Origin of the sequence: Sphingobacterium puteale, assembly GCF_050986225.1 — a bacterium.
Taxonomy (GTDB): domain Bacteria; phylum Bacteroidota; class Bacteroidia; order Sphingobacteriales; family Sphingobacteriaceae; genus Sphingobacterium; species Sphingobacterium puteale.
Window position 1 is genome coordinate 1,987,049 of record NZ_CP158959.1, and the last position, 20,108, is coordinate 2,007,156.

Annotated in this window: 10 protein-coding genes; all 10 read left to right on the forward strand. The window is 46.3% G+C overall.

Annotated elements, in window-relative coordinates:
* Positions 1-330: 330 nt before the first annotated feature.
* The 10 genes from ABTV71_RS08200 (at position 331) to ABTV71_RS08245 (ending at position 20,093) form a co-directional block, all read left to right on the forward strand.
* A complete protein-coding gene (locus ABTV71_RS08200; protein WP_108632552.1) occupies positions 331-1,797 on the forward strand; it encodes a tetratricopeptide repeat protein in 1,467 nt (488 codons plus the stop codon).
* Between the two features lie 104 nt (positions 1,798-1,901).
* A complete protein-coding gene (locus ABTV71_RS08205; RefSeq protein WP_433902856.1) occupies positions 1,902-5,825 on the forward strand; it encodes an ATP-binding protein in 3,924 nt (1,307 codons plus the stop codon).
* Between the two features lie 159 nt (positions 5,826-5,984).
* Positions 5,985-8,558, forward strand: coding sequence for a hypothetical protein (locus ABTV71_RS08210; RefSeq protein ID WP_433902857.1), 2,574 nt, complete (start codon positions 5,985-5,987; stop codon positions 8,556-8,558).
* A 155-nt stretch (positions 8,559-8,713) separates the two neighbouring features.
* Positions 8,714-11,698: a SusC/RagA family TonB-linked outer membrane protein gene (locus ABTV71_RS08215; protein ID WP_433902858.1), complete on the forward strand. Its 2,985-nt coding sequence runs from the start codon at positions 8,714-8,716 to the stop codon at positions 11,696-11,698.
* A gap of 46 nt (positions 11,699-11,744) precedes the next feature.
* Complete coding sequence (locus ABTV71_RS08220) at positions 11,745-13,310, forward strand: RagB/SusD family nutrient uptake outer membrane protein (protein WP_433902859.1); 1,566 nt, start codon at positions 11,745-11,747, stop codon at positions 13,308-13,310.
* An 80-nt stretch (positions 13,311-13,390) separates the two neighbouring features.
* Positions 13,391-14,443 (forward strand): DUF5111 domain-containing protein, encoded by a 1,053-nt coding sequence (locus tag ABTV71_RS08225; protein WP_433902860.1) that lies wholly within the window; start codon positions 13,391-13,393, stop codon positions 14,441-14,443.
* Positions 14,444-14,480: 37 nt separating this feature from the next.
* Complete coding sequence (locus tag ABTV71_RS08230; RefSeq protein ID WP_433902861.1) at positions 14,481-15,509, forward strand: glycoside hydrolase family 53 protein; 1,029 nt, start codon at positions 14,481-14,483, stop codon at positions 15,507-15,509.
* A 63-nt stretch (positions 15,510-15,572) separates the two neighbouring features.
* Positions 15,573-18,047: a DUF4982 domain-containing protein gene (locus ABTV71_RS08235; RefSeq protein ID WP_433902862.1), complete on the forward strand. Its 2,475-nt coding sequence runs from the start codon at positions 15,573-15,575 to the stop codon at positions 18,045-18,047.
* A gap of 175 nt (positions 18,048-18,222) precedes the next feature.
* Positions 18,223-18,828: an RNA polymerase sigma factor gene (locus ABTV71_RS08240; protein ID WP_433902863.1), complete on the forward strand. Its 606-nt coding sequence runs from the start codon at positions 18,223-18,225 to the stop codon at positions 18,826-18,828.
* Positions 18,829-18,923: 95 nt separating this feature from the next.
* Positions 18,924-20,093 carry a FecR family protein gene (locus ABTV71_RS08245; RefSeq protein WP_433902864.1) on the forward strand — a complete coding sequence of 390 codons (1,170 nt, stop codon included), beginning with the start codon at positions 18,924-18,926 and terminating at the stop codon, positions 20,091-20,093.
* The last annotated feature ends 15 nt before the right edge of the window (positions 20,094-20,108 follow it).

Genomic DNA, 20,108 nt, shown 5'->3' on the forward strand with positions numbered 1-20,108 from the left:
TGTAATACTAACATCGAAGATGGATTCGAACTCGTTTTTTAGTTCTCAAATCTAGTCCGAAGTGATCTCCGGCCAGAAAGTGATATTGTTTACTATCTGTTGGAAAATAAGAGATATATTTGTGATAAATATGTGTATTGCTGATTTCTATATGATTAAACCACAATTTTGTAGTTGTTGAGACAAACAACACACAATGAAAAATAAAAATGGCCGGAAAAGCACGTTTTTTTTATTGAAAAACGAAAGTATTGTCTGAAAAAAAACGCTAATTTAGCCCTGGAATTTAGCGATATCTACCTTTAAATTAAATGATGACCTAATAATACGATGAAAAGACAATTTTTATTATTTATTTTATGCCTGTTGACGCTTAAAACATTTGCTAACGATAGTAAAAAGCAAGAGGTTGATTCACTTTTGAAAAAAACAAAAGAATTAATTGATGCAGGCCAATTGTTACCGCATCTGGAAACTGCAATAGAAGCGCTTAATTTATCTAACGCAGCTAACTATGATGACGGAAAGGCAAAGTCGCGCTTTTATATAGCAGAAGGGCTTGTAAATCTGGGACTTTTCAAAGAGGGACTCAAGCATCTTGAACTTATTAAGAGTACGAACCATTATAAGGAGAAAATACTTATGCAATCCGAAGTACATCGGGTGTTGGGAAGAGCTTACGGCGGGCTAATGTTGTATCAGCAAGCCGTACGGGAATTTCGTTTACAGTTGGGCTTAATAAAGAATCTAACGGGCCTGAAACAAAAACTATCCTATCAGTTTACCTATGAAAATTTAAGTGTTGTTTTCGATCATTTAAAACAACTCGACTCCGTGGAAAAATATAGCCTTCTTCAATTGGAAAACTTGCGAGATTTTGATGAAAAAAAAGAACCAATGCGTTATTTGATCGTTTATGATAATTTGGGACAGTTATATCTTAACAAACGTGATTTCTCGAACGCGCAACGATACCTGGATAAAGCCATGGCGCTCGTGGAAAAATATAAAATTCCAGTATTGTTTAATACAATGCAACTTTCTGGGAATTTGGAACTAGCGAAAGGAAATTATAAACAAGCAGCGGTTTTTTATGAAAAGAGTCTAGAAAATAAAAGAAAGATCGGTATCAGAAATGGAATTAAAAATTCCTATAGGCAGTTAGCTGATTGTTATCGAGAGGGCAACTTAGACAAAACTAAAGCCGATGAATACGAAATGGCCTTTAGCCGGCTCAACGATTCTTTGGAAAGGGAAAATAGACAGGTCGTTGATCAGGTGCTCAATCAGATTTTGAAATTAAAAGACGAGGAATCTGATACCAAGGTATCGAAATCTCTTAGGATTTCAATAATCATCCTGATAGTGCTTATTATTGCCGTTACATTTTTTGTATGGCGCGTAAGGCACAACCGTAAGCTGTTGGGACAAAAGGAAGAGGCGCTACAGGAAACAGAAACCCTCAACAAGGAGCTTACAGAGCAGATCGGCGAAAACAAGTTCAATAATCTGATCGACCTGGCCAAAAGTAATAATCCGGAATTCCTGACATTATTTGCTGAACTCTACCCGCAGTTTATCCAGGCCCTGAAAACCCTTGACCCCAATATCAGAACGACGGAACTGGAGTTTTGTGCCATGGCTTTTCTTAATTTTTCGACAAAGAACATCGCGGAATATACCTTTGTCACGATCCGGGCTGTACAGGTTCGCAAGAACAGGTTGCGCAAGAAGCTTGAAATCCCTTCGGATGCAGATTTCAACACCTGGATGCGCGGGTTGGCAGAGAAGGGATAATGTTGAGTTTGATAACAGCCTGAGGAATCTTTTTGTAGCGGAAATGTAGGAAATAATTGAAAACGATGGGGAATTAATTAAGTTTGTAGTATAGCGCGTATATCATGCATTCTTTTTATTTCTATTGTTTATTTGTCAGTTCGTTGATCAGTAGCTCCCTCCTTGGGCAATCACTGGATCAGCCTTCTTTTCGGAATATTTCGTTGGGAACGAATGCAAATACGGTGCATTCCTTTGCGCAGGATAGTTTGGGAATGCTCTGGCTGGGCAGTAACAATGGTCTTTTTAATTACGATGGCTATTCTTTACAGGCGCTCACCGGGGCCAAATCTCCTTTTCAGACTTTTGTCTACTGTATTGCGCTGATAGACGACAAGCGCTTTGCGCTGGGTACCGGACAAGGTGTGCTGCTTTACAATTATCAGCAAGATCGCTTTGAACCTTTTCCGGCAGGTGGGCCTTCGGATGTCAGGGCTTTACTACGCGCGGGTGATAAATTGTGGATAGGTTCGATCGCTGGTTTATACTGCTATGATATCGCGACGCAGCAGCTTGTGGATTATGGCAAATCTGTCGCTAAAAATAAGATCAAAACTGCTGTTTATGCCCTCGATCAGGTCGGGGATAGGCTCTTAATCGGTACGTATAATGGGCTCTTTGAATTGAACCCTGCCAAAAAAGAGGCATTGCCGTTGGTACTCCCTGATTATAGACCGGGAAGCAATCAATTTGTGAATTCGATATTTACCATCAAGGGGTCTACCAAAACTTTTATCGGGACCGAATACGGCCTGTATCTGTATGAAAATAGCTCCTCTACGCTCCGAAAGACCCCGGTGCTTCAGAATCATCCGATCAAGGCAATGGCCTCCAACGACAAAAGTACTTTACTCGTGGGGACGGATGATGGTCTGTTTAGCTATCAGCTGGATCGGCAGTTGGTCACGCGGATTAAACATGATTCGCGCAATAGAAACTCACTGGCCAACAATATAGTATGGAGTATCTTTAAAGACCGATCGGAAAATATCTGGCTGGGCACCGATCTCGGCTTTTCCTTATGGTCAAACCGTAAGGTGGAAAAAATATTACCCATCTACCAATTGACGTCAAGCAGTGACGGCAACCGTTTTTACAAAATTTCAAAGGACCGCAAGGGATGGTACTGGCTGGGTGGGGATAATGGCTTGATCCGTAGTCATGGATTGGGCGGCCGCGCTTCGGAAAGCTTTTGGTATCGCATGGATGCCAAGGACTATCGTCTGACCCATAATCGTATTCGGGATATTTATGAGGATCGTAGCGGTTTGGTGTGGATTGCTTCTGATGGCGGAGTAAATGTTTTTGATGCCCATAGCCAGCAATTCAGAAACTTTACGATCTTAGACGCCAGTGGGCGAAGAAATGCAAAGTGGGCGTACGATATTCTGGAAGATGAGGCGGGTAATCTGTGGATTGCCTCCTACATGGGGGGGATATTTGTCGTCAACCGCAATACGCTATTGGAAACAAAGGGGCCAATCACAGCAAGCAAGAATTTTAGTAAAGCGGACGGGCTTTTGGAAGATTTTGCTAACCAGATCCTCGACAATGGCCGGGGCAAGATGCTGGCCTTATTTTATAATAAGGGTATCAGTAGCATTGATAGGGGCACCGGCAAGATAAGTGAATTGAAAGATAGTGCCGGCCAGTCCTTTGCGCGGGCGACCTTTATGCTGAAAGATAAGCAGCACACGCTATGGATAGGTGAGCACGGCGAGCTAAGACAGATCGGCGAAGAAGGGAAAAGTAAACGGATTCGCTTTGACCCTGTCGGTAGGAGCGAGGTCACAGCCATGGTCGAAGTGGATGACGCTATTTGGGTGGCCACGAATGCTGGGGTCTGGCAGATCAATAAGAAAAGCCTCAAAGCCGAACTGCTGCGCTATGGACAACGGATTTCGTCCATGTATTACGATGCCGAAAGGGCTGAGGTGGTGCTCGGTGGAATTGATGAAGTGGTGTTGCTGCCTGCCCACAAGGAGCCTGAAGGTATCGGACGATCAAAAAAGATCGTACTTACTGCAATGTATATCAACAATGAACTTTTCGGTAATTATGGCTATGGCTTACGTTACCGCAATGAAATTACGTTGGATCACGATCAGAACAACCTTAGGCTTGAATTTTCGGACTTGGACTACGGAAATCATCCCGGCTATCGCCTGGCCTATGCCTTTAAAGGTCAAAACGAAACCTGGATCCCCATGGAACGTGGCGATAATAAGGTGCTGCTATCCAATTTAAATTCGGGTAGCTATGATTTACAGTTGGCCAAAGTGGATATTGCTGGCCATGTTGTTTCTGAAATTTATACCTATCATATCCGGATTCGCTATCCTTGGTATGCCTCATATTGGGCTAAGGGCGTTTATATACTTATCGCAGTCTGCCTGTTGTTTTGGATCGTCAATTTTTTCCGGGTGCGCAATACCTTGAAATGGGAGCGGCGGGAGCGACGGAAGGTGCTCGAATTAACAAAGATGAAAATGGACTTTCTGGCAGCCATATCACATGAGCTGAAAACACCATTGAGCTTAATCCTGGCGCCCGTGAGCCAACTGATGCGGCAGACAAAAAACAGCGATAAAAAGAAACAGCTGGATGGCGTGCACCGGAATGCCTTAAAAATCAGTCATCTGATTCAGGAACTCATGACCTTTGATCGGGTGGAACAGCAGGAAACACCACTGCAGGGACTGCTTACATCACAGATTGACCTTGTGCCTTATCTCAGGCAGATCACCGAAGACTGGCAGCAGCTCCCTGAGTATACAACCCTCGCCATTCGATTTGATAGTGATTTGGAAAGTTTTTTTGTACAAACGGATGTGGCCAAACTGGGATCGATCGTCAATAACCTGCTTGCGAATGCCTGCAAATACAATCGGCCGGATGGAAGGGTGGATGTTTCCCTGCGGGCAAGGGATACCGACGTGCAATTGGTCGTGGAGGATACCGGAATTGGAATCGCTTTGGATGACCTGCCTTATGTTTTTAGCAAATTCTACCGCTCTTCCTTAAAAGAGGTGAGTGGGGTGCAGGGGACCGGGGTCGGCTTATTCTTGGTCAAAAGCTATTGTGATCAGTTGGGCTGGAACATCGGGATAGCAAGTAATCAGGAGGGAACCAAAGTGACACTTCACTTGAAACTAGCTCGCATAGACGATACGTACAAGGAGGATAACCCTAAGGTAGATACGGGAAATCGTGATCGGGGCGACAAACCTAAACTGCTGATCGTCGAGGATAATGCCGAACTTGCTGATTTCTTGGTAAACGCTTTACAAACGACGTATGATTGTAGCATTGTAGGGGACGGCCGTCAGGCACTGCACTTGATCGATGGACATACTTTTATGCCCGATATTGTCATCACGGATGCCATGATGCCCAATATGGGTGGAATTGAAATGGTCAGAAAGCTTCGCCAAAATACGGCTACAGCAACAATACCGATCATCCTGCTGACGGCACAGCATGATGACCTGATCCAGCGCGAATGGGTGACGGCCGGAGTAGATGCTTATATGACCAAACCCTTTGATTTGGAAATCCTCCAGATGCAATTGCTCCAGCTATTGGACAGAAAAGAAAAACTCGTAACGCAATTGCGTATCGACGAAATCAGCAAACCAGCGGAGCCTCTCGCTGTGCAATCGCCAGATGAAAAGTTCCTGACACAGGTGACACAGCGCATCGAAGAGCATATCGATGATTCTGAGTTTTCGGTTCAGCTCCTCAGCGACCTGACGGATGTGGCCGCCAAACAGCTTTACCGCAAGATCAAACAGCTGACAGGCTATACACCGGTAGAATATATCCGTAGCATCCGCATCAAAAAAGCAGCCCTGTTGCTGCAGCAAAAAAAGTTTACCGTGGCTGAAGTCATGTATATGGTCGGTTTCTCCAATGCTTCGTATTTCTCAAAATGCTTTCAGTCGGAATTTGGTATGCCGCCAAAGTCTTATATGGATAGTTTTAAGTAAGTTGTTGATATTTAGTTTGTTTTGGGTTTTGATCCAAATTGGACAAGCGAAAAATGTCTAATTTGTGTTGTTTTTTGTCCGATTTGTAGCTTTAAAAGATCGTATGGATTGATAGGTTTGCAATAGTAATAACCAGAAAATTATAAATCGATACAATCCATGCGTGTAATTATTTTATGCTGCTTTGCTCTTTTGGGGTATATTAAATCCTATGCACAGATTAAGGTCAACAAAAAGGTGCCAACGGTATTTGTCGACCCTCAGGGTGTGATGCGTTGGTCTGATACCAAAGCGGAGGCATCCTTTTATGGTGTCAACTATACCGTCCCTTTTGCCCATGCTTACCGTGCGCTGCGCGAAAAGGGGATTGACCATAAGCAGGCCATTGACCGTGATGTTTACCATTTTGCACGTTTGGGATATAATGCTTATCGCATCCATATCTGGGATGTTGAAATCTCGGATAAAAATGGAAACCTGATCAGTAATGAGCACCTGGACCTGCTGGACTATTTATTTTTTAAGCTCCAGCAAAAAGGGATCCGTATCCTGATTACGGGCATGACCAATTTTGGTAACGGTTATCCGGAACGGAATGAAAATACGGATGCATTCACCTACCACTATGATAAATGCCAGGTGCATGCCCACCCTGATGCTATAGCTGCTCAGGAGCGGTATATCGGACAATTGCTGCGCCATGTCAATCCTTATACTGGTCAGTCCTATTTGGAGGATCCGTACGTCATTGGCTTCGAAATCAATAATGAACCTTGTCACATGGGGGCTGTGCAGACCACCTCGGCCTACATTGCGCGCATGGTTGCGGCGATGAAGAAAAGTGGAAATAAAAAGCCGATCTTTTACAATGTAAGCCATAACATGGAACATGTTTCGGCTTACTTCAATGCCGATATCCAGGGCACCACCTACCAATGGTATCCTGTCGGGCTGGTGGCCGGGCGGCAACGCCAAGGCAATTTTCTGCCCTATATCGATCAATATGCCATTCCATTTTCAAACCTGAAGGGATTTGCCAGTAAAGCCAAGGCGGTCTATGAGTATGATCCTGCGGATAACCTCTACAGCTATATGCATCCCGCGATGAGCCGTACCTTCCGTTCGGCTGGATTTCAATGGATCACCCAGTTTGCTTACGATCCAATGGACATCGCAGCCTATAATACCGAATATCAGACGCATTATCTCAATTTGGCCTACACTCCTGCAAAAGCGATCAGTACGATGATTGCTGCCGAAGTGGCTTATCATATACCAAGAAACCAAAAATTTCCGCCCTATCCCCAAAATACGGCGTTTGGCAATTTCCTAGTCAGTTATGAACAGGATCTCTCGCTGATGAATGCGCCCGACAAGTTTTTTTATAGCAATGATACTAAGGTCAAGCCGGTACATCCGCAAAAGCTACAGCATATTGCTGGCCGGGGTTCTTCTCCTGTTGTAAACTACGCGGGCTCGGGGGCTTATTTTTTGGACCGTCTGGAAGATGGACTATGGCGTTTGGAAGTGATGCCGGATGCCGAAAAAATTGCGGATCCCTTTGCCAAGCCCTCGCTCAACCGTGAGGTCGTGCATATCTTATACCGGCCGCAAGAGATCGCTATCCGGATCCCTGATTTGGGCGAGCGCTTTACGGTGCAGCCACTTTTGGGCCAGCATGACGCCACAAAGGCCATTGTTGTAGATGCAACGACCTTTGTCGCCCAGCCTGGCGTTTATCTCTTAAAACGTAAGGATCTACAGCTGCATACGAGCTGGACTGCATCCTCAATATGGAAAAATGGGCGCCTGGACGACTATTATGCACCGAAGACCGAACCGTTGAAGCAGCCGATCTTGATCCATCAGCAACCGGAAGTATTGGAAAAAGGCCGTTCGGCAAAATTGCAGTTCCGCCTGGTATATGAGCAACAGCCTGACTCGATCATATTACAGACGGATCAGGTCTCGTTTTGGAAAGATAATAATCCCTACATCAAACTGGTCGCCAAAGACCAGGATACCTATGAAGCAGAAATACCGGCATCCTGGTTATCAGGAAATGAATTGAAATATACCGCTACGGTATTCGTCGGTGGGAAACAAGTGACCTACCCGGACAATCGTGCCGGTGCTCCGCTCGATTGGGATTATAGCGTCAAACGGTATTGGACGGTTGGATTGTACGAACAGCATGCCCGGATTCCATTGTTCGAATCGCTTGACAAGGCATCTTCTTTCGAGAGTTTTGCGATCCCCGAAACGGCTCATATGACTTCGGTGCGGCAACAGCAGGAGCTGGGACAGATCCCTGTTTGGACGTATACGTTCCGGGCAAAGGATGCCGGAGCTCAATATTTTTGGGTAAAGGATATTAAAGCAGTGGCGCAGGGAAGGCCTGCGGGACTGGGTGCTGCCAGACAGCTTTGCCTTCTATTAAAGTATACGGGACAAGGGGCTGTACTCAAAGCAGGTTTTGTGACAAAAAATGGTTATACCTATGTGAAAGATATTAGGCTTGGTTCGTCAGAAACAACGGTTCGTATCCAGCTGGCGGATCTACAGCTCGTGCCTACGGCCTTGTTGCCTGCACCTTATCCCGTCTTTCTTGAACGGTTTTTTAAACCGGCAGTTCCCGCGGAGTTTGACAGCATGGATATCGAAAAGCTGATCGTATCGGGACAGCAGATGGAGGGGCAATCTTTATCCATTGGGGCTGTATGGCTGGAGTAGCCGGACAATAAACTGCAGCGGTCGTACGGCCTGGCGGGCCATCAACGATCTGGTTGGAGTAGCCCGGCTGGAATATTTGTAGCCGCAGGCAGCGCCATTATAAGGGGAATAACGTGAAATAGAAACAATTATAAACGAATATAAATCTAAATAAAATGAAGGGTTTTGCATTTAAATCAAGTTTATTGGGCTTGTCATTGCTATCCTGTCTTGGGGAAACGCAGCTACAAGCAGCAACGGGTGCAGAAAGCAGGTGGATAGGGTTGATGCAACAACAGGATATCCGCGGTGTGGTGCGTAACGAGCAAGGACAAGGGATGGCGGGCGTGACGGTTTTGGTGGCTGGAACTACGGTGGGTACCTCCACGGCAAGTGACGGTTCGTACCGCATTGCTTTACCGAAAGGGAAATCGCAGCTGCTATTTTCCATGGTGGGCTATAGCAGCCAGACCTTGACAGTGGCGGGTACGACGCTGAACGTTAACATGCTGCCGGCCGGAAATGTTTTGGAAGAACTGGTGGTGGTGGGCTACGGCAGTACAACTAAAAAGGACCTGACAGGTGCGGTCAATACCGTCGGGAGCAAGGATTTTAATGGCGGACTGGTGGGCTCTCCCGAGCAGCTGATCAATGGTAAAACGGCTGGCGTGCAGGTGATGTCCAACAGTGGTTCGCCCTCTTCTGGCAGTACCATACGGATCCGCGGTGGTGCTTCATTAAGCGCTAGCAATGATCCATTGATCGTATTGGACGGCGTCCCCTTGGAGACGGGTGGAATTAGTGGCAACAGCGGCAATTTTCTAAGTTTGATCAATCCCAATGATATTGAAAGCATGACGGTGCTCAAAGATGCATCTTCTACAGCGATCTATGGATCGCGTGCCTCAAACGGTGTTTTGTTGATCACAACAAAAAAAGGAAAGGGCGATGCGCTCCGGCTGTCTTTTTCCTCAATTGTATCCATGCAGCAGGCGCTGGGGGTAGCTGATATGATGTCGCGCGATGAGTTTGCCGAGCTGATCAATAGCAAGGGGACAGCGGCACAGAAAGCTTTACTAGGCAATAGTTCGACCGATTGGTTGTCTGAGGTATTTCAGCAGGCCATGGGTACCGATAATAACCTGAGTTTACAGGGAAAGATGGGGAAGGTCCTGCCTTTTCGTGCCTCAGTGGGGTATTATAACCAGCAGGGTACCCTGCGGACGGACAAAACGGAACGTATGACCGGCGCATTGGTCGTCAACCCTACATTTTTCAATAAACACTTGACCGTAAACCTGAATGTCAAAACTGCACGGAACAACAACAGTTTTGCCAATACCGACGCCATATGGTCTGCTGTGGCTTTTAATCCCACACAACCGATCTACTCGGGAGAGGATGCTTATGGGGGCTATTATGAGAGCCTGGATAATGCTGGACTGCCGGCAACAGGAGCCAATCTCAATCCGCTGGGGCTACTTAAGCAGGAGAAACACCGCAGTACGGTCAATCGAGCTGTAGGTAACCTTGACCTGGACTATAAATTACATATGCTGCCGGAATTAAAAGCTCACGTAACTTTGGGATATGACTATGCCAAAGGAAATGGGTCCAACCTGATCCCGGCAAGTGCGGCCAATAATTTCACAGTCGGTGGTGCTTTTGACCGCTATGAGCAGACGCTCAAGAATAGGCTGTTTACCGGCTATTTAAATTACAATAAATTCTTTTCGGACATCAAGAGTACAATTGATGTGACCGCGGGCCATGATTATCAATATTGGAGCGCAAAGCGGCCGCCAATCGTGTACTATAATGAGGCTGGCGATAATATACGCTCTACGGCAATTGCATCGGACGAGCGCCATACCTTGATCTCCTGGTATGGCCGGATCAACTACAACTATGACAGCCGTTATTTGCTGACGGCCACCATTCGAAAGGATGGAACCTCGCGCTTCAGTCCCGAAAACCGCTGGGGGACATTTCCCTCGGTCGCTTTGGCCTGGCGCCTCTCACAGGAGTCGTTCATGAAAGGAATCTCCTTCCTGAACGACCTAAAACTTCGTGCCAGCTATGGCGTGACGGGGCAGCAGGAGGGCATAGGGAATTACGAATATCTGCCGGTCTATAATTTGGGAACGGCTTACGCGCAATACCGCTTTGGCGATCAGTACCATCTGGTGTACCGCCCGTCGGTGTATAACCGGGATCTACGCTGGGAAACGACCAAGGCTTTTAACTATGGTTTGGATTTTGCCCTGTGGAAGAACAGGATTTCGGGCTCGGTGGAGTATTACACGAGAAAAACACATGACTTGCTGGCCAATGTCCCAGTGGCTGCAGGAACAAACTTTGACCAGAATGCCACCATTAATGTGGGCAATGTGGAAAGCCGCGGATTTGAATTCCAATTGAATACGGTCCCCGTAGAAAAGGATAATCTGCGTTGGGAAGTTAATTTCAATGCGACCAACCAGCACACAAAAGTGACCAATATTGCCTTGGTTCAGGATGCGAATGCTGTGGGGACCTATGTAGGTCCGAATGTCAGTGGCCGGGGAATTCAAATCCTGACGACTGGCTATCAGCCTAATATGTTCTATGTCTATAAACAGTTATATAATGAAGCGGGCAAACCACTGGAAGGTGTTTATGCTGACCTGAATGGGGATGGAGCCATCAATGAAAAAGATCTGTACCGTTATCAGTCTCCAGCCGCAAAATGGCTGTTTGGCTTCAACACGCAATTGACCTATAAAAAATGGACTGCAGCAACGACCCTGCGGGCAAATGTCGGAAACTATGTGTTTAACAATACAAAAATGAACCTGAGTGCCTGGGAGACGTTGCAATATGTGGATCCGGCGATTAATAACTTACATCGTGACTATTTCAATACTGGTTTTCAAACGAGGCAATATTATTCGGATTACTATGTCGAAAACGCATCCTTCCTCCGCATGGAAAACCTTTCGGTGAACTATAATTTTGGCAAGGTCGGGAAGATCTCGAGCCTACGTGTGGGTGCGGTGGCACAGAATGTCTTTATTGTGAGCAACTATAGTGGAATGGACCCTGAGGTTCCGAGTGGATTTGACAGTTCATTCTATCCACGCTCGCGGACGTTTTCGTTAAGCCTCAATTTGGATTTTTAAGCGATACCTGAAAAATAGATAAATAGTTGAAAAACAAATGAAAAGGATGAAAAAGATAAGAACATATTGTTTTGGGTTGCTGAGCATGATTTTGCTGCTGCAGTCCTGTACAAAAGACTTGAACCAATACCCTACGGTGGAGACGACCTCAGAGTCGGTATACACCTCGGTGGATGGCTACCGGGCTGTGCTTGCCAAATTATACGGCTCGTTTGCCGTAGCGGGCAATGGCCGTGGGGATGCCGATCCGGATATGGCGAGCAGCACCGCATCCTGGGGCTACCTTCGGGTGTATTTTAACCTACAGGAGGTACCGACGGATGAGGTGATCTATACCTGGGCCGGAGGAGACAACATGACCGATATCCAGTATATGACCTGGGGTGCTTCGGATACATGGGTCAATGCGATGTATTACCGGATTTACTATACGGTAGCGATCTGCAACGAGTTTTTACGGAATGCAACAGCGGAAAAATTGGCCGCCTTCAGCTCGACTGAACAGGCTCAAATTGCTGCTTTTGCCGCCGAAGCGCGTTTTCTGCGTGCATTGGCTTATAGCCATGCCATGGATCTTTATGGAAATGTTCCTTTTGTAACAGAAAAGGATCCGGTAGCGGCATTTTTTCCGCCAAGGATGACAAGGCGCGAGCTTTTCGCATTTATTGAAAAAGAATTGACCGAAGTAGCTATGCTGCTACCTGAAGCTCGCCAGAATGAATATGGACGTGTGAGCCGTGCTGCGGCATGGTCTTTATTGGCTAAGAATTATTTGAATGCGCAAGTTTATACGGGCACCGCGCGCTATGCGGACTGCCTAAATTATGCCAAGAAAGTGATCGACGGCGGATACGCGCTCCATTCCAATTACAAGCAGCTGTTTAATGCAGACAATGATAAACGTGCAAATGAGATCATTTTTCCGATTCAGGCTGATGTGGCACATACGACGACATGGGGTGCCACCACTTATCTGGTCAACGGTCCGATTGTAGGCAGCATGAAAGCATCAGATTATGGTGTGCTGTCGGGCTGGAACAGTTTCCGTACCTTACGTGAATTTGTCGCCTTATTTCAGGTACAAGATAAAAGGGGGGATTTTTGGAAAAATGGGCAGTCACTGGATGTGGAAGACCCGGGGGCGTCAAGCCAAGGCTACGGAATAGTTAAGTTTACAAATTTGAACGATGATGGCAGCTATAAGACGGATGAAGGATTGGTGAGCACGGATTTTCCGATGATCCGCCTGGCTGATGTCTATCTGATGTATGCCGAAGCGGTATTGCGTGGCGGTGGCGGTAGTGTACAGGAAGCCATTACGCTGGTCAACCGTCTTCGTGAACGTGCCTACGGAAATGCTACTGGATCTATTGATCAGGCGCAGCTGACATTGGATTTTATCCTGGCGGAAAGGGGCCGGGAATTGTTCTGGGAGTGCACACGTCGTACAGACCTGATCCGGTTTGGACGATTTACCGGCAACGCGTACCTCTGGCAATGGAAAGGCGGTGAAATAAATGGCCGCAGTGTGGATGCTAAATTTAACCTGTATCCAATTCCGACGACGGATATGAGCGCAAACCCCAATCTGGTACAAAATCCGGGCTATTAATGGTTGAATTTAGTTAACGACAAAGAAATAGGCCAAAATAGGATATTCCCATATGGCCTTTTAAAGATAAATATTGACACATGAAACAATTGACACTCTATATCTTGGCATTGCTCTTTGTGGCCTGTAAAAAGGAAGGCGGAATGCCTGCCGTTACTGGCATCAGGCCAGCGGTGTTGCACAGCAGCACACAGGAGCTTACCTTAAAGGCCACAGATCGAAAAGCCGTCGCGCTGCAGCTTGTCTGGGATGAGGCGATCTTGCAGAGTGCTGCGGCAATGGCGCAGTCGGCTCTGAAAAATAAGATTGAGATAGCTGCTGACGCCTCTTTTTCAACCCTCGCGAAAAGCATTGAACAGGAGGCTAGTGCAATCAGTTATACCCATGAGCAGCTAAACAGTCTTGTCTCAGGTATGGGATTTGTACCCGGCGAGAAAAAAGCGCTTTATGTCCGCATTGCCTCGCGGCTGGGAGCCAATACGGATTGGCTTTATAGCAACGTGGTCTCCATTGCGGTTACTGCCTATGCACCCATCCAGGAGGCTGCTTATCTTTATCTGGCGAATAAGGAGCTGAACCAATTTTCTTGGAAACTGTGTTCGCGCAAAGAAGATGGGTTTTACGATGGATTTGTACGCCTCGACCAATGGTATAATTTTTATTTAACAAACGAAGAAAGTGCAAATGCTTCACTGATCTATGGTTCTTATCCATTAGACGGTAGCCAATATATCTTATATAGCGGGGCAGACCGTTGGAACTGCTGGACGAGCCAGGGCGGCTACCTTTACCTAACGGCTGACGTCAATAGGATGAGCTGGAAGGAAACCTCCGTGGAGTCGTTGGCTGTGACCGGCGATTTTAATGGTTGGAGCGCCACGGCCACTCCGATGGCTTATGATCAGGCGGCAAAGGTATGGAAAGCAACAATTACAACCACGGCCGCCGAACAATGGGGCATTAAAGTATTGATCAACGGCAGCTGGACCTGGTTTTTTGGTGCTGCAGAAGGTGAGGGCAACTGTGCATTATATACGGCCGATGGAAGTGGATTTGCCTACAATAAGGTGGGCACGCATACCCTGATCCTCGATCTGACTGATCCCAAGCAATTCAAATATCATGTGGAGTAGTCATTTTAGGCTATAACACGCTATAAAAAAAGATTTAATGAAAGCACTAAAAAAAGGAATGGTCTTAGGCCTAATAGGTTTGTATTTTGGCCTGTCAAGTTGCAGCGACAAGGATAATCTTGTGCCAGCCGAAAATACAACGCATTTGGCCAAAGGAGCGGATGTCAGCTGGATGACGGAAATGGAGGCTGCCGGTGTGCAGTTTTTTAACGCCGGGGGAGCAGCGGTAGACGGGCTCAAGCTACTGCATGGACTGGGAATGGATGCGGTACGCCTGCGGGTATGGGTAGACCCCGAACGGGGCTGGTGTAATCAACATGATGTTTTGGTCAAAGCACGGCGGGCGCATCATTTGGGGATGCGTCTCATGGTGGATTTTCATTACAGCGATAGCTGGGCGGATCCGGGGCAGCAAACAAAACCTGCGGCCTGGAAAGGATTGTCATTTGATGGCTTAAAGAAAGCCATAAGCGACCATACCACTGCGGTATTGCAATTGCTGAAGGACAATGGCATTGAACCGGAATGGGTACAGGTGGGCAATGAAACCGGAGATGGGATGCTGTGGGAGGAGGGTAGAGCTTCGGTCAGCATGGCTAACTATGCCGCTTTGAACAATGCCGGCTACGACGCGGTGAAAGCTGTTTTTCCGGCGGCTAAAGTCATCATACACCTCCATAATGGCTACGACAATGCGCTGTTCCGCTGGATGTTTGATGGGCTGAAAAATAACGACGGAAAATGGGATGTGATCGGGATGTCACTGTATCCAACAAAAGATAATTGGAAAGAACGCAATATTGCCTGTGTCGGCAATATCAAGGATATGATTGCACGGTACAACACGCAGGTAATGATCTGTGAGGTGGGCATGAGCTGGGATGAAGCAGATACGGCCGAAATCTGGCTCAACGATCTTTTCAACATGGTGGAGGCAATCCCCGATCAAAACGTGCTGGGCATATTTTATTGGGAGCCCTTGGCGCACAACGGCTGGAATGGTTATACCTTAGGCGCCTTGGATAACAATGGACGGCCGACAAAGGCATTGAATGCATTTAAATAATAGTATATTTATACGCTTTAAATGGCGAATGATTAGCTTAAACGACACACGATAAACACCTGAATGATGAAATTACTGCATGCTACTTATTTTCTGTTCCTTTTGCTCTTCTTTATTCCGACAGCATCACTGGGACAGCCGACCCGAAACTCTTTTTTACTGGAGAAAAACTGGCGTTTTTTTCAGGGTGAGGTCGACGGGGGTGAGTCCGCTGCACTGGATGATGCAACCTGGCAACATGTTACCGTGCCGCATGACTGGGCTATTTATGGACCTTTTGACCGTGCACATGATTTGCAGGATGTGGCCGTAACACAGAATGGAGAGAAGAAAGCTTCCGTAAAGACGGGCCGGACAGGTGGTTTGCCCTATGTCGGTGTGGGCTGGTATCGCAATCAGTTCGATATTCCTCAATTTGACGCCAACACAAAACGTGTGGTCCTGAAATTTGATGGCGCCATGAGTGAGGCTCGGGTTTATGTCAATGGAAAAGAAGCGTGCTTCTGGCCGTACGGCTATAATGCTTTTCATTGTGATGTGACGGAGCTGTTGCATGCCGATGGAATGAACAACAAGCTTGCTGTGCGCCTGGAAAATAAAGCACAGTCCTCGCGCTGGTATCCGGGAGCGGGTCTCTACCGCAACGTCCATGTGATCGTTACCGAAAAGGTGCATGTGCCGGTCTGGGGTACGTATATAACGACGCCCTTTGTGTCGGATAGCCTGGCTTCGGTGAAACTCGAAACTAACCTGAAAAATGCCGATGGCAAATTGCTGCGGATGGTGACAGCCATCACCGACGCGAAGGGGCGTGTGGTGGCGCAGAAGGAAAATCAACAAAAAATAAACTACGGCAAGCCTTTCGTACAAAATTTTGAGGTGACGAACCCTGCGCTATGGAGCCCAGAACATCCCAATCTGTACCGGGCATCAACACAAGTATATGTCGACGGCAAATTGACGGATAACTTTGAAACCCGCTTTGGGATTCGGGAAGTCCGTATCATTGCGGATAAGGGATTTATGCTAAATGGTAAAATTCGAAAATTTCAAGGGGTCTGCAATCATCATGACCTCGGCCCCTTGGGGGCTGCGATCAATGTCTCGGCCTTGCGCTACCAGTTGGAGTTGCTTAAAGATATGGGCTGTGATGCCATTCGTACGGCGCACAATATGCCCGCTCCGGAGTTAGTGGCCCTCTGTGATGAATTGGGCCTGATGATGATGATCGAGCCTTTCGACGAATGGGATATTGCCAAATGCAAGAATGGTTATCATCGCTTTTTTGGGGAATGGGCAGAACGCGACATGGTCAATATGATCCATCATTTTAGAAACAATCCTTCGGTGGTGATGTGGAGCATCGGAAATGAAGTACCGACGCAGTGTAGTGCCGATGGGTATAAGGTTGCTTCATTTTTGCAGGATATCTGCCATCGCGAAGATCCTATGCGGCCTGTTACCTGTGGGATGGACCAAGTGACCTGTGTACTGGAAAATGGTTTTGCCAGTCTGCTGGACGTCCCGGGGCTCAACTACCGTACGCACCGTTATGAAGAAGCTTATGCCAAATTGCCACAAAACCTTGTGCTGGGTTCGGAAACGGCCTCAACGGTGAGTTCCCGTGGTGTATATAAATTTCCGGTCGTGAAAAAGGGAGATATGCTGTATCCCGATCATCAGTCTTCTTCCTATGATATGGAACATTGTTCCTGGTCAAACTTGCCGGATGAGGATTTTGCATTGGCCGAAGACCATCATTGGACCATGGGTCAGTTTGTCTGGACGGGTTTTGATTACCTCGGCGAACCATCGCCCTACGATACGGATGCCTGGCCCAACCACAGCTCAATGTTTGGTATTATTGATCTGGCAAGCATACCCAAGGACCGCTACTACCTCTACCGGAGCCTTTGGAATAAAAATGAACATACCTTGCACATTTTGCCACATTGGACATGGCCTGATCGTGTGGGGCAACAAACTCCGGTATTCGTTTATACGGATTACCCAAGTGCCGAACTATTTATCAACGGTAAGAGCCAGGGGATACAACGAAAAAGCAAAGCATCAATCGAAGCACGTTATCGCCTGATGTGGATGAATACGGTTTACGAGCCCGGGGAAATCAAGGTGGTGGCCTATGATGAAAATGGAAAAACCGCAGATGAGAAAATTGTACGGACGGCGGGAAAACCCTACCAGATAAAAATGGAGACTGTGCACGGCACGATTGCTGCTGATGGACGTGCATTGGCTTATATTCGTGTCAAGGCAGTGGATAAAGATGGAAATTTGTGCCCACATGCAGACGGGCTGGTACAATTTGACGTAAAAGGAGCGGGTACATTCAAGGCCTTGGCCAATGGCGATCCGACCAACCTCGAGGCTTTTCATAAGCCACAGATGCACTTGTTTAACGGACAGCTTACCCTGATCGTGCAGGCTGCCGAAGAGGCCGGCAAGATTCAGGTACAGGCGCAAAGCAGAGGCCTAAAAAAAGGTGTATTGCTTGTTCATGCCGTTTCTGCGCCTTAAGGGCTGGACTTTATACTTGTTTAGAATCATTAGGCTAAAGGTGGGTGGATCAACGGCAATTGCTGTGGTCTCAGTAATCGTGTGTATCCGGAGATGGGGTAGAAACTTGATAAGCTGTAAATTTGGAGTTTTACATGTGATTAACTACCTTTAGAGACCTAATAAAAGCATCGATTTGAAAAGCAATGGTCTTGTAGATACTTCAATAATTAATCGCCTCAAGGATGGAGATGAATTAGCCATGAAGGAATTGATCACGAAATATAAAAGCACCTTAGCGCAGTCGATGATGCGTATCCTTAAGTCGCAGGAAGATGTAGAGGACCTGCTGCAGGAGCTCTTTATCCGTATTTGGACACGTAGGCAGGATATCGATACCGATCTGTCTTTTCATGCTTTTATATATAGGATCGCGGGTAATTTGGTCTACGATCGATTGCGTAAATTAGCGCATGAAAAACGTCTTGTTGCGGATTATTTTACGCACCTTACTGAAGTTTATTCCCATATCGAGGAAGGGGTTTTTAACCAGGAAACGAAAGATATTTTAAATCAGGCAATCAAACAGTTGCCAGAGCAGCGCCGGCGTGTTTTTATACTCTGTAAGATTGAAGGCCGAAGTTATGAAGAAGTAAGCCGATTATTGTCAATTTCGGTGGCAACAGTAAATACCCATATTACAAACGCGAATACGACACTTAGAAATTATTTTCAGCAGCGGCCGGATCTGTCTTTCCTTATAGTGCTGGCATTGCTTTCAGCCAAAATGTTGCACGCCTAACAATTTCTTAAACCTAATTTTATATTTTCTTTATTTTTTTTTGAATTCACTTCATTGGTTTTTCATTTCCAAACGTATATGTAAGAAAAGAACGTATGCAAAACCCTAGATTTGAAGAGCTGTTCAATAAATATCTCAACGATACGCTAACCAAGGATGAAATGTTAGAACTTCAACTTTTGCTGGCGTCGGATGATCATGAGCAAGGTTTACGTTCGTTGATCGATAATGAAATAGCTGCCAATGTGGAAGAGTATCCACATGTTGAACTGAACTGGTTTGCAGAGTTGGAAACTAATGTATTGGCAAATATAAGAAGCACTCGATCTAAAACGCGCTATTTAAACTGGAATTGGAAGAAAACGGTAGCCGCGGCGGCACTCCTGGTCGTCAGTATCGGAGCGTCTCTGTGGATGCTGTCGCGTTTGGATAACGATGAACGAAATACGATAAAACCGGGTACAAGTATTGCCTCATTACGGCTTGCCGACGGAAGAGAAATTGCGCTCAGTAATAAACACGAAAGTATCGTTTTTGGCGATGAACTCATGTACGCAGACGGAGCTTCCATCGAAGGTTTGGAAAGTCATGAACCGATACATCAGGACATGGTAATCACGGTGCCGAAAGGTGGTACTTACCACATCATATTGGCAGATGGATCTAAGATCTGGTTAAATTCGGACTCCAGATTAACATATAAAATCAGAAGTAAAGGCCAACCTAGAGAATTAGAAATGGAAGGTGAGGCATTTTTTGAGGTGGCTACACGATACATGCTTCAGAATAACAAGCGGATCAAAGTACCTTTTCTTGTTAAGACACCCGCCCAGACGGTGCAGGTATTGGGTACAGCATTTAATATTTCGGCCTATCCCGGCGAGGCTACGCGGACTACTTTGGTCGAAGGCAAAGTGGCTATTAATATAAAAGGAAATAAAAAACTACATCAACTGCAACCCAATCAGCAAGCAATTGTCCAGAATAACAGCATTTCTTTTATTCCGGTTGACCCAGCAAATTATGTGTCGTGGAAAGATGGCACATTTACCTTTTCCGATGAAGACCTAAATCATATTCTGAATCAAATAGGCCGCTGGTATAATGTAAAGATTGAATATGAGGATGAAAGCCTGCGAAAACTGAAATTTGAAGGGGTATTACCCCGTAACCAGAATTTAAATTTTGTATTGGAAGCCTTAGCAAGTACCGGTGAAGTCCAATTTACTGTTCATTCGAATACCGTATACGTGAAAAGAAAATAGATTTTATAAACAAAC

Bases quoted from the DNA above. Each gene is read 5' to 3' on its own strand.
- ABTV71_RS08200 (WP_108632552.1), top strand. From the start codon at position 331: ATGAAAAGACAATTTTTATTATTTATTTTATGCCTGTTGACGCTTAAA.
- ABTV71_RS08205 (WP_433902856.1), top strand. From the start codon at position 1,902: ATGCATTCTTTTTATTTCTATTGTTTATTTGTCAGTTCGTTGATCAGT.
- ABTV71_RS08210 (WP_433902857.1), top strand. From the start codon at position 5,985: ATGCGTGTAATTATTTTATGCTGCTTTGCTCTTTTGGGGTATATTAAA.
- ABTV71_RS08215 (WP_433902858.1), top strand. From the start codon at position 8,714: ATGAAGGGTTTTGCATTTAAATCAAGTTTATTGGGCTTGTCATTGCTA.
- ABTV71_RS08220 (WP_433902859.1), top strand. From the start codon at position 11,745: ATGAAAAAGATAAGAACATATTGTTTTGGGTTGCTGAGCATGATTTTG.
- ABTV71_RS08225 (WP_433902860.1), top strand. From the start codon at position 13,391: ATGAAACAATTGACACTCTATATCTTGGCATTGCTCTTTGTGGCCTGT.
- ABTV71_RS08230 (WP_433902861.1), top strand. From the start codon at position 14,481: ATGAAAGCACTAAAAAAAGGAATGGTCTTAGGCCTAATAGGTTTGTAT.
- ABTV71_RS08235 (WP_433902862.1), top strand. From the start codon at position 15,573: ATGATGAAATTACTGCATGCTACTTATTTTCTGTTCCTTTTGCTCTTC.
- ABTV71_RS08245 (WP_433902864.1), top strand. From the start codon at position 18,924: ATGCAAAACCCTAGATTTGAAGAGCTGTTCAATAAATATCTCAACGAT.